At 44.4% G+C, this 13,398-nt stretch carries 10 protein-coding genes; 4 read left to right on the top strand and 6 right to left on the bottom strand.

The window, feature by feature from the left end:
- Positions 1 to 23 precede the first annotated feature (23 nt).
- Together nadC and FHS68_RS25490 are read right to left on the bottom strand one after the other, a co-directional pair.
- Positions 24 to 887: a carboxylating nicotinate-nucleotide diphosphorylase gene (nadC, locus tag FHS68_RS25495; RefSeq protein ID WP_167276874.1), complete on the bottom strand. Its 864-nt coding sequence runs from the start codon at positions 885 to 887 to the stop codon at positions 24 to 26.
- A 103-nt stretch (positions 888 to 990) separates the two neighbouring features.
- On the bottom strand, positions 991 to 2,763 hold the full coding sequence (locus FHS68_RS25490; protein ID WP_167276870.1) for a capsule assembly Wzi family protein: 1,773 nt from the start codon (positions 2,761 to 2,763) through the stop codon (positions 991 to 993).
- 126 nt (positions 2,764 to 2,889) lie between these two features.
- On the opposite strand from FHS68_RS25490, the gene upp reads away from it, so the two are divergent.
- Positions 2,890 to 3,534: a uracil phosphoribosyltransferase gene (upp, locus tag FHS68_RS25485; protein WP_167276868.1), complete on the top strand. Its 645-nt coding sequence runs from the start codon at positions 2,890 to 2,892 to the stop codon at positions 3,532 to 3,534.
- Between the two features lie 3 nt (positions 3,535 to 3,537).
- Here the strand turns inward: upp and FHS68_RS25480 are convergent, their stop codons facing one another.
- Positions 3,538 to 6,612, bottom strand: a complete 3,075-nt coding sequence (locus tag FHS68_RS25480; protein WP_167276865.1) for a carboxypeptidase-like regulatory domain-containing protein — start codon at positions 6,610 to 6,612, stop codon at positions 3,538 to 3,540.
- Positions 6,613 to 6,906: 294 nt separating this feature from the next.
- On the opposite strand from FHS68_RS25480, the gene FHS68_RS25475 reads away from it, so the two are divergent.
- Positions 6,907 to 7,974 carry a mannose-1-phosphate guanylyltransferase gene (locus tag FHS68_RS25475; protein ID WP_167276862.1) on the top strand — a complete coding sequence of 356 codons (1,068 nt, stop codon included), beginning with the start codon at positions 6,907 to 6,909 and terminating at the stop codon, positions 7,972 to 7,974.
- Between the two features lie 42 nt (positions 7,975 to 8,016).
- Here the strand turns inward: FHS68_RS25475 and recF are convergent, their stop codons facing one another.
- Positions 8,017 to 9,111 (bottom strand): DNA replication/repair protein RecF, encoded by a 1,095-nt coding sequence (recF, locus tag FHS68_RS25470; RefSeq protein ID WP_167276860.1) that lies wholly within the window; start codon positions 9,109 to 9,111, stop codon positions 8,017 to 8,019.
- Between the two features lie 128 nt (positions 9,112 to 9,239).
- Here recF and pdhA point away from each other — a divergent pair, with 128 nt between their 5' ends.
- Together pdhA and tatC are read left to right on the top strand one after the other, a co-directional pair.
- On the top strand, positions 9,240 to 10,271 hold the full coding sequence (gene pdhA, locus FHS68_RS25465; RefSeq protein WP_167276857.1) for a pyruvate dehydrogenase (acetyl-transferring) E1 component subunit alpha: 1,032 nt from the start codon (positions 9,240 to 9,242) through the stop codon (positions 10,269 to 10,271).
- Positions 10,272 to 10,410: 139 nt separating this feature from the next.
- The gene (gene tatC, locus FHS68_RS25460; protein WP_167276855.1) at positions 10,411 to 11,283 is read left to right on the top strand and encodes a twin-arginine translocase subunit TatC; all 873 of its coding nucleotides are present in this window, start codon (positions 10,411 to 10,413) and stop codon (positions 11,281 to 11,283) included.
- Here tatC and FHS68_RS25455 read toward each other — a convergent pair whose 3' ends face one another.
- Entirely contained in the window at positions 11,284 to 12,375 is a 1,092-nt protein-coding gene (locus tag FHS68_RS25455) for a pyridoxal phosphate-dependent aminotransferase family protein (protein WP_167276852.1), read from the bottom strand.
- 6 nt (positions 12,376 to 12,381) lie between these two features.
- Entirely contained in the window at positions 12,382 to 13,395 is a 1,014-nt protein-coding gene (locus FHS68_RS25450) for a dipeptide epimerase (RefSeq protein WP_167276849.1), read from the bottom strand.
- Positions 13,396 to 13,398: the final 3 nt, after the last annotated feature.

The raw sequence follows: 13,398 nt of genomic DNA, 5'->3' as shown, positions 1-13,398 counted from the left end.
ACGCTCCGATATTTAGATGAGGGTTAGAAGGCTTTTAAACTTAAATCCAAACTTCTCGCCTGATGCGTCAATGCACCGCTGGAAATTCCATCGACGCCCGTTACGGCGACTGCTCGCAATGTCTTTTCAGTAATATTGCCGGAAGCCTCCGTTTCAAACCGTCCGCCAATCTTTCTCACAGCCTCACGCAAATTATCCAGGGAAAAATTGTCCATCATGATAATGTCCACGCCGCCAACCCGTAAAACTTCATCTACCTCGACCAGGTTACGTGTTTCAATTTCAATTTTCAGGTTTTTGCCTGTTTCTTCTAAATATTTCCTGGCCCTGGTAATCGCAGGTTCAATGCCGCCTGCATAATCGACGTGATTATCTTTTAACATAATCATATCGTAAAGCCCCATGCGGTGATTCACCGCGCCACCAATTTTTACCGCCAATTTTTCAAACAGGCGGAAATTGGGTGTTGTTTTACGGGTATCCAGCAACTTTACAGGCAAATCACTGATCAACGATGACATTTGTCTTGCATAAGTAGCGATCCCGCTCATGCGTTGCATGGTATTCAGCACCAACCTTTCGGCCCTTAGGATTAGCTGCGCATTTCCTTCTACCGTAAATACAACGTCTCCTACTTTGACGCTGGAACCATCAAATAGTAACACATCTATTTTTAAAAAAATATTTTTAAAAATAGTGGCGGTCTCTTCAAAGATAATTTGCGCAACTTCTACGCCCGCCAGAATACCATCCTGCTTAACCAGCAATTTGGCCCTTTTGGTAGCATCAGCGGGTACTGAAGAGAGAGAAGAGTGATCACCGTCACCAATATCTTCCAGCAAAGCAAGCCGGATCAGGCTGCGCAGATCATGTGGGTTGGTTTCCATTTTTTAAAAATTAGTTAGAACGTTGCTTTCAGAAGGTCCGCTGTCAGAAGGTCTGCTGTCAGAAGGTCTGCTGTCAGAAGGTCTGCTTTCAGAAGGTCTGCTGTCAGAAGGTCTGCTGGCGGTATGCCATGTTGTAGCGTATTGCGAATGTAAAAACATTTGAATTCGTCGCCACAATCATGTCCTCAGAAGTGATTTTGCGGATCTGATAGCGCCCGTCCAAAAACAGGTTGTGCGCAAGTGAGTAAGAGAGGCGCAGGTCCGTAAACAACGTGGAAGCTTTGATTCCCTGGCCGATTTTTTGGTTTAGATCTCCGTCGCGGTTAACACTTCTTTCATCGTAACTCTTCGAAATATCTCCCCCAAAGTTCATATAAGGTCTGGTCAAAGGATTTGGATCTTTTCCCTGGTTCGCTTTCATGACTGTACCATAAACAGACAACCGAGAATTGAGCTTGTATCTAATAATAGCCAGATATTCCCTGAAATTAGCGCCAAGCGGATGTGCCAGCGACTGCCCGTAATGCATGTAATTCCGTCCGCCGTCTTTATGCGAGTAAGTATATGGCCTTACCATATTGTATTCGGCCTGCAAATCCAGATTAGGAACCCCGAAAGCATCCACATATTTTCCACCCAACTGCAGGCTGTATTTATTGGTCCAGGATCCGCTTCCATTGAAAAGGAATTTGGTAAGAAACTCATCCAGCACAAATTGGCCATAAATGGATGCTTGTTTTCCTAAAAGCCACCGAAAATCGAAACCAAGCAACGCATTGTCCTGGCTGCCAATGTAAGATTCTACATATCTGTAAAAAATGATTGGGTTTAGATAGTTGAGGTCATATCCTCCACCGACCGAATCACGGTTAAACACTTCCGCCTCAAAAATGCCAAAATTGATGTTATCGGTAATGTTGACGCTCAAATGGTGAATGGCGGCAAACTTTTTCCTCCTTAAAAATTCAGCGAAAGAATCCTTACCGGCATTAATCATGCTGGTCCAAAGATTGGTGTATCGAAACCGTCCCAGCTGCGTATCAATTCTCAGGAAAAGATAGGGGCTGCTGTTGTCGGATAGGATAAGCGAACGGTAGCCACTTCCAAAAACATTGTAATCATGCCCGAATTTCACATTCACACTTTTCAAAGGACGAAAAGTGATGTATCCGCGAGCTGTAAGAAAATCGACGCTGCGATTGCGGAGGCTATACTTCGCCAGGCCTTCACCGGGAAAACTAAACTCGTGCCTGAACTTAGTGACATATCTGGGAAACCTTCCCTGATTGTCAGCTACATAGGTATAAAAGCCAAATTTATTATTGATCATACCCCTGATTTCGACTCCACGGCCCGTAGACCACAAGTTGTCGAAACGAGCTGTATCATTGCTGTTGTCCTTTCCAATGAAATTGGTAGTAACAAAGTTGAAATGAAGGTCAAAATCTTTATTGTGAATGCTGTATAAATCTGCCGGATGTTCCCAGAATCGCCTTCTTATTCCCGGTGGATTGGATTTGAACCAGCCCAAACGAGCCAGCTTATTGTATTGGGCAGAATCCGTAGAAATCATACCATTGGTCCATTCCCAGCTATCTTCCCGCAGGTAATCTATAATTTCCCAATCCCGATTGGTCAAGTTTACTGTACCTTCTTTCAATATCGAATCCGTGAGTGCTACAACTGCCTTTCTCTCAAATGGTTTTACATTGGAATGGAAACCTTCGGTGAACTTGCCCCGCTTGATTTCGAGGCGGTCGATCAAATGATAGTAATCGTCGTTGAAGGGGATAAATGAACTTTGTGCATGTGCATACGACAGAGATATCACGGCTAGAAGCAATATGTTGAGACACCGGATATTTCCTTTGTACATAGGCAAAAAGAATTTACTATTCACACAAACAGCGCTTTTGCAGATAATTTTTCGAATAACTCTTCCAAATTACGTCAATGAATTTGTATTATCTTGCATGAAGTAGGCTAAAAAACTGTCACTTCCATGTTTTTACTTTCCCAAAAACCTTCCATAGCGGACCATTATCTCGCAGAGTTACGCGACGTAAATTTTCAGAAAGACCGGATGAGATTTCGCCGGAATATGGAGCGAATTGGGGAGTTATTAGCCTACGAACTTTCAAAAACATTAACCTTCAAAACAGAAAAAGTAGAAACGCCCTTGGGTCTGGCTCCTTCACGATCTCTACTACAACCCGTCGTCCTCGCTACCATTCTAAGGGCAGGGTTACCAATGCATGAAGGTTTCCTTAATATGTTTGATAAAGCAGATAATGCATTTATCGGAGCCTATCGTGGCCATCATATCAACGATGAAGAGGAATTTACAGTCGAAATGGATTATATCACAAGCCCGGACCTAACCGGCAAGATCTTGATTCTCATTGATCCAATGCTGGCTACCGGCCGGTCGATGGAAAAGGTTTACCATGCCTTGTTACGCTTTGGGATCCCGTCCCAAACACATATTGCTTCTGTTATCGCCAGCCCGGAAGGAGTGGGATTTTTACAAAAAAGGATACCACAATGCCGGTTATGGCTGGGCGCTATCGATCAGAAACTGAATGAGCAATACTACATTGTGCCCGGCCTGGGCGATGCGGGCGACCTTGCTTTTGGAGAAAAGTAGTTTTTAGTTCAGCAATTCATCAAATGTAATGGACACATAATAGGTCGAGCCAATATTTGGACTTGCATAAGACTGTATGTACGATTTTCCAATCAAATTCGTGCCCCCCAGTTTGATAATCGATTTGATAGACGGCACTTTCAGGCTCACCTGCGCATCAAGTGTACTCACAGCCGGAACGGTTGTGTTTGAGAAAATAGGAACATCAGTGGATGTGGGAACGATGAAACTGGACTCCCACAAAAATGATTGCTGATGGCGGAAAACAACATTGAATCCCACTACATTGCTGCTGGTGATCCGCCTTCCAAAATTGAGGTTGTATCGGTATTTGGGTGTATTGAATTGCGAGTACTGAACTTCTGGCGATGGCTTGAAATCAACGATCACGTTATTGGAAACATTTCCACCCATATTAAAACCTTTTGGTAATGCATAATTTAACCCGATACCAAATCCCCTGGTTGTAATGGTCTCATTGGTATTCACTGTTCTGGCAAAGCCATTGAAGTTACCAACTCCAATCCCTGATTCAATAGGAAGGCCGGGCGCAGCAGCTGCTGTTGGAACGACAATAACAGTTCCCCCAATGAAATCTTTGTATTTACTCACATAATAGTATGCGTCAACAAAAAGCTTTTTGGCTATAATACCCTTATAGCCAATTTCATAGGAAGCAATGCGTTCGGGTTTGAGTTTAGTAGGCTTGTATTTCGGCAACTTTTCCAGCGCATAAGCCTTGGCCAGATTAGGAACAAGTCCGGGGACCTGCGCCGCAAGAATTCCGGGAAGCTGGGCTGCCAGTACGCCGGGCAACGCCTGACTTACGCCAGCACTAATGGCTGCCTGGATTGCAGCGGGTACATTTGGGATTTGTCCAGCAGCGACAGCCTGGTTGACACCTGAGGTAACTTGCGCGGTAACCGCCTGCGTGATCGCGGTTGTAGCCTGCTGGGTTACCGCAGCCTGTGCATAAGCGGTCGCTTTCTGAATAATGGTCGGGTCGCTGTTGATGACTTGCAGGATTGCTTCTTCGGATAAGTTCTGGCGGAGAATCCCGCTTGCCAGATTGTAGCGTGCATCAAATTCTGGTAATCCTCCCACCAATGTTCCTGATGGGGTTTTTAGGTCAATATATTGGTTTTGCGTAGTAGGAATTCGGAATCCGGTTTGATAAGATAGACGGATGTTATGTTCTCCAAATGATGTTACAGCCGAGATTCTGGGCGTGAATTGGCCATCAAAATTCTCATTTTTATCGTATCGAATAGACCCGGTCAGTTTCAGGTGATTTGCTAAAATGCTTTTTCCAGCCTGCACAAAAGCACCAAATTCGTTAATCGGAATCGTGCCGTTTCTGCCTTCCTTATTGTCGGCAAACAATGTTCCGTTGGACCTGAGCCTGTACTGACGATAATTGGCGCCTGCAAGCAACTCGATAAATGTGATTTGATTTTTAAAATTGTAAAAACCTTCTACATGATAAAGATTGGTTTTGTCAGCAAAACCGCCGCCACCATCCACAATCGGCATATTGCGGTATTTATCAAGAAGTTGGTCATATGTGGCACTACCGGGCATTGGCATGTCTTTGTCTGCAGTTTGCCTTGCCAAAAGGTGGGCCTCAGCTTCACCCAGGCCAGAGGCGCGTGCGGTTGCAAAAGCGCCGGTATATTGTCCAAACCAGGTAGCATGCGTTTTGAAATCATTTAACATAGAGACAGCGGCCAATCCGGCCAGGTACGTTTTGCCCGATTTTTCCTGCGTGGTATAAGCCCTTACCGTAAAGTTGTCGCTTCGCAATTCAAGTTTGGCTTGCACCAGACTGAAATTGCGCAGCGAATAACGGCCTGTTCCGGTGTAAACTGTGGTTCCGAAGCCATAGTTGACCTGCGCGATGGCTTCAATTTTTTCATTGATCCGGTAATGCAAAGCGCCGCCAGCCTTGAAACTCTTGGTATTGTAATCGACGAGGTCTTTTTCCTTATAGCCGGTGCGGCTGACAAAAGAGTTGGGAACAAGCGAAACGGCCTGCTGCGGGATCAAACCATTGGTGGCGAGGGTCTGTGCAACCGCATTGATGTTAGTTTGAACCTCATCTCCGTAAACATTGACCCCATCATAGTCGAGATCTGTTCCGGGTCCGCGGTTGGGATCTGCTGTTCCTCCCACATTCAGGTTTGTATAATTGGTTGCCTCCCAATCCTTCGCACTGATATACGAAAGGTTCGCTTTAAACGCAAATTTGTTATTAAATGCCTTTGCATACCTGATCGTAGCGTCGACAAACGGCGTTGTCGCGGTAGCGCGGTTCGATTCGTGCAGAACGCCACTTTTTAAACTTGCACTCAATCCCTGATATAAGAACGGGCTTTTGCTATTCATCAGGATCAGGCCATTGATTGCATTGGGTCCATACAATGCTGACGCCGCGCCAGGAAGTACCTCCACGCTTTCGACATCAAGCTCGGACATTCCGATAATGTTGTCCAGCGGGAAATTAAGTCCGGGTGCCTGGTTATCCATTCCGTCGATCATCTGGACGGTTCGTGGATTTCCTGTGGCACCAAACCCTCTCATATTGACGGATTTGAACAAAAATCCCTGTGTGGTCATATCAATGCCTTTCAAATTGATTAAGGCGTCGTAAAAATTGGCGGAAGGGGAATTCCTGATATCACGAATGTCCATTTTCTCAATGGCTACCGGCGATTTCAGAACACTTTCTTCAACCCGTGAGGCGGAAACTACGATTTCTCTGCCCAGAACCGCCTGTTCAATCAGGCTGATGTCCAATGCAGACATACCGCCTTCAACCTCAATTTCCTGGGTTTGGAAACCGACAGAAGAAACAACGATTGTAAATGGTGGATTTGCAATTGTACTTAGACTAAACTGTCCCTTGGAGTCTGTGATTGTACCAACCACTTTTCCTTTCACCTGGATACTTACGCCGGCCAGCGGTTCACGCGTAACAGACTCTGTTATTTTGCCTTGGAGATCGATTTGCGCAAATGCAGCACTACCCATCAGGCATAAGAATAACGGTAGATTTAGGATCGCAGAGTAACTTTTCATGTTCGTAACGAATGGATGCGTTAAGTAACTTAAGAGAATTTACGTTTTGAGGTAGAGTTTAGATGCAATTTTTTCTTGAAATTGTAAAAAAAGTGTGCCCGGCCTCTGGCTCCTGAAAATATCATTTCATCTAATTCAATTTGTAAGCAATTATGACCATTTGTATGATTAATAGTAAAAAATGCCCTAAGCTAAATTTATGCACCTTTTTGATTATCATCGCTTACCATAGTGAAGCTTTATCAGTAGTTTTGGGCAGTTTTTGTTAAATATTAAAGAAAATTACCTTCTACAATGCAGGATACATATGTAATTATCATGGCTGGCGGTGTCGGCACTAGATTTTGGCCTTTCAGCCGGACCGATTTTCCAAAACAGTTTCATGATGTTCTGGGCACAGGAAGAACACTTTTGCAGCAGACGGTTGACAGATTTGAAGGGGTTTGCCCGATTGAAAATATTTATATTGTAACAAGTCAGGAGTACAAGGAACTTGTGAAGGAACAACTGCCCGCCCTGGTTGATGATCAGATTTTGTTGGAACCAAACAGGAGGAACACCGCGCCCTGTATTGCGTACGCCTGCTATAAAATTGCTTCGAAAAATTCCAATGCGAATGTGGTAGTAGCACCAGCGGATCATATTATTCTCAAAGAAGAAGTATTTAAAGACACGATTAGGGTTGCGCTGGGAGCTACACGCAATGAGGATATTCTCATCACACTTGGAATCCAGCCAACCCGGCCCGATACGGGATATGGTTACATTCAATATGTTCCTGATAAGCTGACGGTAAAAAAGGTCAAATCATTTACGGAAAAGCCGCACCTGGAATTAGCATTGCAATTTCTGGACAGCGGGGATTTTGTCTGGAATGCAGGAATTTTTGTCTGGAATATCAATGCATTTAAAAAGGCACTTGCCCAGTTCCAACCCGACATTGCCGAAATATTTGAGGGTGGAGAACCACATTATTATGTAGAAACAGAGGATGCCTTCATCCAGCGCGCCTATCAGCATTGCGGCAGCATTTCTATTGATAATGCAATCATGGAAAAGGCCGGTAATGTGCACGTGGTACTCAGCAGCTTTGGCTGGTCGGATCTCGGAACCTGGAAATCGCTTTATGAAGTTTCCGAAAAGGATTCAAACTTGAACGTCGTCGATGGGAATCTGTTGCTTTACAACACTACGAATTCGATTATAAAAACCCCGAAGGATAAATTAACAGTAGTCAGTGGCCTGGACGGATACATTGTCGCAGAATATGATGGGGTTTTGCTTATTTGTAAAAAAGAAGAGGAGCAAAAAGTAAAACAATTTGTAGCCGACGCCAAGGAGATAAATTCGAAATTTGTTTAGAACACGCGTACAGAAAGCCAGGTAATCGCAGCCTGGCTTTTTTCAGCTCAATACTTTCTCAATCTCAAAAAACCTCACATCAGCTTTCACCCGTTCCAGTATTTTCTGAGAGCGTTCGGGCCGGGCGTCGGTGATGAAGACCTGGCCCAAAAAACCAGTATCGATTAGCTCAATGAGTTTGCTGATCCGGCGATCGTCAAGTTTGTCGAAAATGTCATCCAGGAGCAGGATAGGAGTTTTTTCTTTTTCTTCCTTCAACAGCTCGAACTGCGCCAGTTTCAAGGCAATCAGAAAAGACTTCTGCTGTCCTTGCGAGCCGAATTTTTTTAAGGTAACCCCATTGATTTCAAAAGTATATTCGTCTTTGTGGACGCCTTTGCCAGTTCGCTGGGCATACAAGTCCCGGCTTCTGTTCCTTCTGAATTCGGATGGAAAATCTTCGCTGGACACTTCACTTTCGTAAATCACATCTACCTCCTCATGTCCGCTGCTCAGAAAATCGTAGTATTTATAAAATAGCGGGACGTATCGGTTCATAAAAGAAACCCGGTGACCGTAGATTCTTTGCGATAAAATAATCAAAGGCTCATTGTAGGTTTCCAGCAGGTCTTCATCCAGATAATTGCGTTCGGCAAAAAGTTTGAGCAACCCGTTTCTCTGGTTCAGTATTTTATTGAAATGCAGAAAATCATTCAGATAACCCGGTGTTGCCTGCGCTAGTACGCCATCAAAAAAACGTCGGCGCTCCTCACTTCCATCCCGGATCAGATCGGTATCATTGGGAGCAATTAACACCAATGGAAACAATCCGATATGTTCGCTGAGCCGGTCATAGGGTTTTTTATCAGCCATAAATATCTTACGCTGACCACGTTGGAAACTGCATGTAATCTGTGTGTTTCGACCTGGATCTTTGAAAACCCCGTCAATGACAAAAAAGTCGTTTGCGTGACGGATACCAAGGGCGTCCTGGTTGTGGAAGGCACTTTTGGTCAGGGTAAGGAAATAAATAGCGTCGAGTAAATTGGTTTTCCCGCTGCCGTTTTCCCCGACCAGACAATTCACATGTTCACCGAATGTAAAGGCTTTCTCCTCATAACTTTTAAAGTAGGTAAGGTGGAGCTTTTCTAGCCACATGAACTTCTTTGTTATTTAGTTTATGCTTATTTTCGCAAATCATTGCGTGAGTACGGCAAAAAAACAGACTCTGTTCCAACCACTAACTTTAAGACAAAGTTCTGTCTTTATAAACGAGAACCAAATACATGGCCACCGTTACTGAAAAAAAGAAATCTTCAGCACCAAAGAAATTACAGCATACCACAGACCGCTATTTGTTCTGGTTTGAGAATATGCTTTTGCAACGTCGTTTTGAGGAAAAAGCCGGCCAGCTTTATGGCCAGCAAAAGATCCGAGGTTTCTGTCACCTTTACATTGGTCAGGAAGCATGTTCCTCAGGTGCGGTTACTGCGCTGAAACAAGGCGATAAATACATCACAGCTTACCGTGACCACGGTATCCCATTGGCTTTAGGCACTTCGCCGGACGCAGTCATGGCGGAGCTTTACGGTAAAAAAACAGGTACTACAAAAGGTAAGGGTGGTTCGATGCACATTTTCGACAAAGAGAAAGGCTTTGTGGGTGGTCACGGGATCGTGGGCGCTCAGATTCCTTTGGGTGCTGGAATTGCATTTGCTGAGAAATATAACAAAACAGATAATCTCTGCATTTGCTATTTCGGCGATGGCGCTATCCGTCAAGGTGCTTTCCACGAAGCATTAAATATGGCAATGAGCTGGAAGCTGCCGGTTATTTTTGTAGTAGAAAACAATGGTTACGCCATGGGTACCTCCGTAGCGCGCTCCTCTAATGTTACCGAGTTATATACACTTGGCGAAGCATACGATATTCCGTCCGAACCAGTGGATGGTATGAGCGTAGAGGCGATCCATGAAGCCGTTTCAAGAGCTGCCGAAAGGGCAAGAAAAGGAGAAGGTCCTACTTTCCTTGAATTCCGCACGTATCGCTACCGCGGACATTCGATGTCGGATCCACAGAAATATCGTTCGAAGGATGAAGTGGAGGAGTATAAGCACAGAGACCCAATTGAGCAGATACGTTCAGTTATCCTGACTAATAATCTGGCAACCGAAGAGGATCTGGAAAATATTGACAAAAAAATCAAGGATATCGTAGCAGCTTCCGTACAATTTGCGGAAGAATCGGAATTTCCGGATGCAAAAGAAGCCTACACTGATGTGTACGCGGAAAGTGATTATCCTTTTGTAATGGACTGAACTTATCATTGCCATTTAATAAAAAAACCCGCCGGACAAGTTCGACGGGTTTTTTGAGTAATTTCGGTTTTCGCAATCAGGTAATGATCCTGTTTTTGCATTTTCACGTAGATAGAATTTTTAGTAATACTTTACTCATATGCCCTTAGATCAGGAATTGGAAGACCAAGAAGGAGAAGTGGAAGGTAAAGAGATGTCGTTTATCGGGCATCTTGAAGAATTAAGATGGCACGTTATTCGTGCAGGCGGCTCAATTCTCGTGTTTGCTATCATTGCTTTTACATACATCGAAGAAATATACCATTACGTAATCATAGCTCCATCGCAGCCCGATTTCTGGACATATAAAATGTTATGCAGGTTGGCTGATATGGTGAATTACAAAGAGTTATGTATTAAGGCGCTTAACTTTAAATTACAGGCCATAGGGATGGGCGATCAGTTTACGATGAGTATGACGTCCTCCATCATAGCCGGATTGGTATTTGCATTCCCTTATGCTTTTTGGGAAATATGGCGTTTTATCAGGCCTGGCCTAAAGCCAGCTGAACGTAAATCAGCAAGAGGTGCAGTGTTTTATGTGACGTTTCTTTTCTTTTCGGGTGTTCTTTTCGGTTACTACATCGTTACGCCACTGGCAATCAACTTTTTAGCAAATTTTACGCTGGATCCGTCTATTATCAATGAATTCAGTATTGCATCATACATTTCGCTCGTAGCAACGCTTACACTGGCTTGCGGAGTTGCTTTTCAGCTTCCGATTGTCGTATATGTGCTTTCGAAAGTGGGAGTGCTTACGCCTGCATTCATGCGCGAGTATCGCAAGCATTCGATGATCGTGATTCTGATCGTTGCCGCTATCATTACACCGTCGCCTGACATTTACAGCCAGGTTTTGGTCGCAATTCCGTTATTCTTGCTTTATGAAGTCAGCATCCTCGTTTCTGCTAGGGTAGAAAGGGAAAAGTTAGCTGAGGAAACCTCATTGGCACGAGGAACGGGTGATTTGTAATTAAAAGAACTTCATAAAGACCTCGGCCAATTGGTTGAGGTCTTCTTTTTGATGGATCGAGCTGATTGCAAAGCGGGTAACTGCTGGGTCGGTAGGTGCGGGGTAGGAAAAGCAAGAGGTCATGATCATGTTTTTCAGCAGATGATCAAACAAGTCGAAATCCTGGCTGCAAAAAACGGGGTAATTCTTGATAGTTTGAAAATGATCTGCTTGTGGAAATTGTGTGGAGAAGTAATTCAGATTGTTTCTTAATTTTTGCAATTCCTTTTCATAAACACAGTCTTGCAATAACTTATTGAAGGCATACACATATGCGGGTGCAGGAGGTGAAGCGCCAGCAAACCATGGTGATTTCAGAATTTGATTTGTTATTGGACTATCCCCCCAGATTAGCCCCGCGGGAATCCCCAATGCTTTGTTTAGTGACGAGACAAAAACTGTTTTTGCTTTGACAGCCGCGGGGAAATATTCACCAATCCCATGTCCACTATTTCCCAACAGCCCAAGGCTATGAGATTCATCAATGATAAACCAGACATTGCGGTGGTTTTCAATTTCATAAAAAAGAGAAAAGTCGAACTGCTGTACCCAGGGCGACCCAACGGCATCAGAGCAAATGATATGTGCCCGGGCATCGGAACTTTCATTGACAGACTTTATGGTTTCTAATGCCCAATCCACCCAGGTTCCTCTAACAGGTTGATAGTTATCGCCCCAGATGGCGGGATGGACGCCCGGAGCATAATGATATTGAAATTTGCTATCATTGAAAGCTTGCCCAATAATCTTCTGAATTTCCTTCATTACCAGTTGCCCTGCCCACATTCCAGAAGAAACCAATAATGCTGACGACACATTAGCAATAGAAGCAAACAGAGATTCAGCTTCCTCATAAATTTCAAGACGGAGGCTGTTGTTTCTCGAACTTCCAAAGTGGGTCCCATAACGTGCCACACCTTCATTGAGAAGCCTGCGAAAATCATCGTTATTGCCCATTCCCAAATAATCCGTCCCGCTAAACCAGAGATATTCATCCCCGTTTCCAGTATGGACCGTTCGGCCGGGAAGTTGTTGGGTTAGGAAAATATTCACCTGAGGTTAGGATTTAAGAAAAGCCCCGCTGCCATTTGCATTCGGGTAAATTACTTTTCCGTAATCGAAGGTAACACCGGTAGCGGGATCGTTGCTGATCAGCAAAGAGCCGTCCATATCGACGTAATCCAGTAAGGGTAGCAGATGTGCGATGGCTGAAATTCCAACGCTAGTCTCCGTCATACACCCGATCATTGTCTTCATTCCCAATGTTTTAGCCTCGGCGATCATGCGTTTGGCAGCTGTGGGGCCACCGCATTTGGTGAGCTTCACATTGACGCCATGGAAAAGACCATGACATTTTTTAACATCTTCTTCGACAATACAGCTTTCGTCGGCGATAACGGGAAGGACGCTTTCAGCGAATACTCTTCGCATACCGTCGATATCATTAGCTGGTAAAGGTTGTTCGATGAATTCCACGCCCAGGTTTTTCAACTTGGGTGCCAGGTCAATGGTTTGATCGGCTGTCCACGCACAATTGGCATCAACCCTGAAAATTGCTTTTGTATTTTTGCGCAATTCCTGAACGATGCGAAGGTCATCGTCCGTCCCTAGCTTGATTTTATAAATTGGCCAGGGAAGTTCTTTCATTTTAGATACCATTTTCTCAACGGTATCAATGCCGATTGTAAAGTTGGTTAGCGGGTTTTTGTCAGTTGAAAGCCCCCAGCTTTGATAAAGCTTCTGCCCTTTCTTCTTGGCAAAAAAATCCTGCGCGGCTTCGTCAAGTGCGCATTGGGCAAAAGAATTGGATTCCAGAAAAGGATGTACTTGGCCCCAAAGCTCCTCCGCTGAACCGTATTTTACATTTTCCACAATGTCCCGGACGGCGTCCAGCGACTGGATCATATTATCGATCGTGATACCGTAGTAGGGATTGGAAGTTGCTTCGCCAAAACCTTGAAAATCTTCGTCGCTTAGTTCAACAATGAGTGTGGGCTGAATGTCACGCGAGTCGTGAGCAATAGTGAAGGTATGTCTGAGACGAAGATCAAAAGTGTGGTAAGTAAGTTTCATGGA

This window comes from Dyadobacter arcticus (assembly GCF_011762185.1).
GTDB lineage: Bacteria > Bacteroidota > Bacteroidia > Cytophagales > Spirosomataceae > Dyadobacter > Dyadobacter arcticus.
The sequence above is the reverse complement of the archived record's forward strand: the minus strand, read 5'-3'. Positions and strand labels throughout refer to the sequence as shown.

Coding starts and splice junctions, on each gene's coding strand:
- nadC (WP_167276874.1), bottom strand. CDS start 887: ATGGAAACCAACCCACATGATCTGCGCAGCCTGATCCGGCTTGCTTTG.
- FHS68_RS25490 (WP_167276870.1), bottom strand. CDS start 2,763: ATGTACAAAGGAAATATCCGGTGTCTCAACATATTGCTTCTAGCCGTG.
- upp (WP_167276868.1), top strand. CDS start 2,890: ATGTTTTTACTTTCCCAAAAACCTTCCATAGCGGACCATTATCTCGCA.
- FHS68_RS25480 (WP_167276865.1), bottom strand. CDS start 6,612: ATGAAAAGTTACTCTGCGATCCTAAATCTACCGTTATTCTTATGCCTG.
- FHS68_RS25475 (WP_167276862.1), top strand. CDS start 6,907: ATGCAGGATACATATGTAATTATCATGGCTGGCGGTGTCGGCACTAGA.
- recF (WP_167276860.1), bottom strand. CDS start 9,111: ATGTGGCTAGAAAAGCTCCACCTTACCTACTTTAAAAGTTATGAGGAG.
- pdhA (WP_167276857.1), top strand. CDS start 9,240: ATGGCCACCGTTACTGAAAAAAAGAAATCTTCAGCACCAAAGAAATTA.
- tatC (WP_167276855.1), top strand. CDS start 10,411: ATGCCCTTAGATCAGGAATTGGAAGACCAAGAAGGAGAAGTGGAAGGT.
- FHS68_RS25450 (WP_167276849.1), bottom strand. CDS start 13,395: ATGAAACTTACTTACCACACTTTTGATCTTCGTCTCAGACATACCTTC.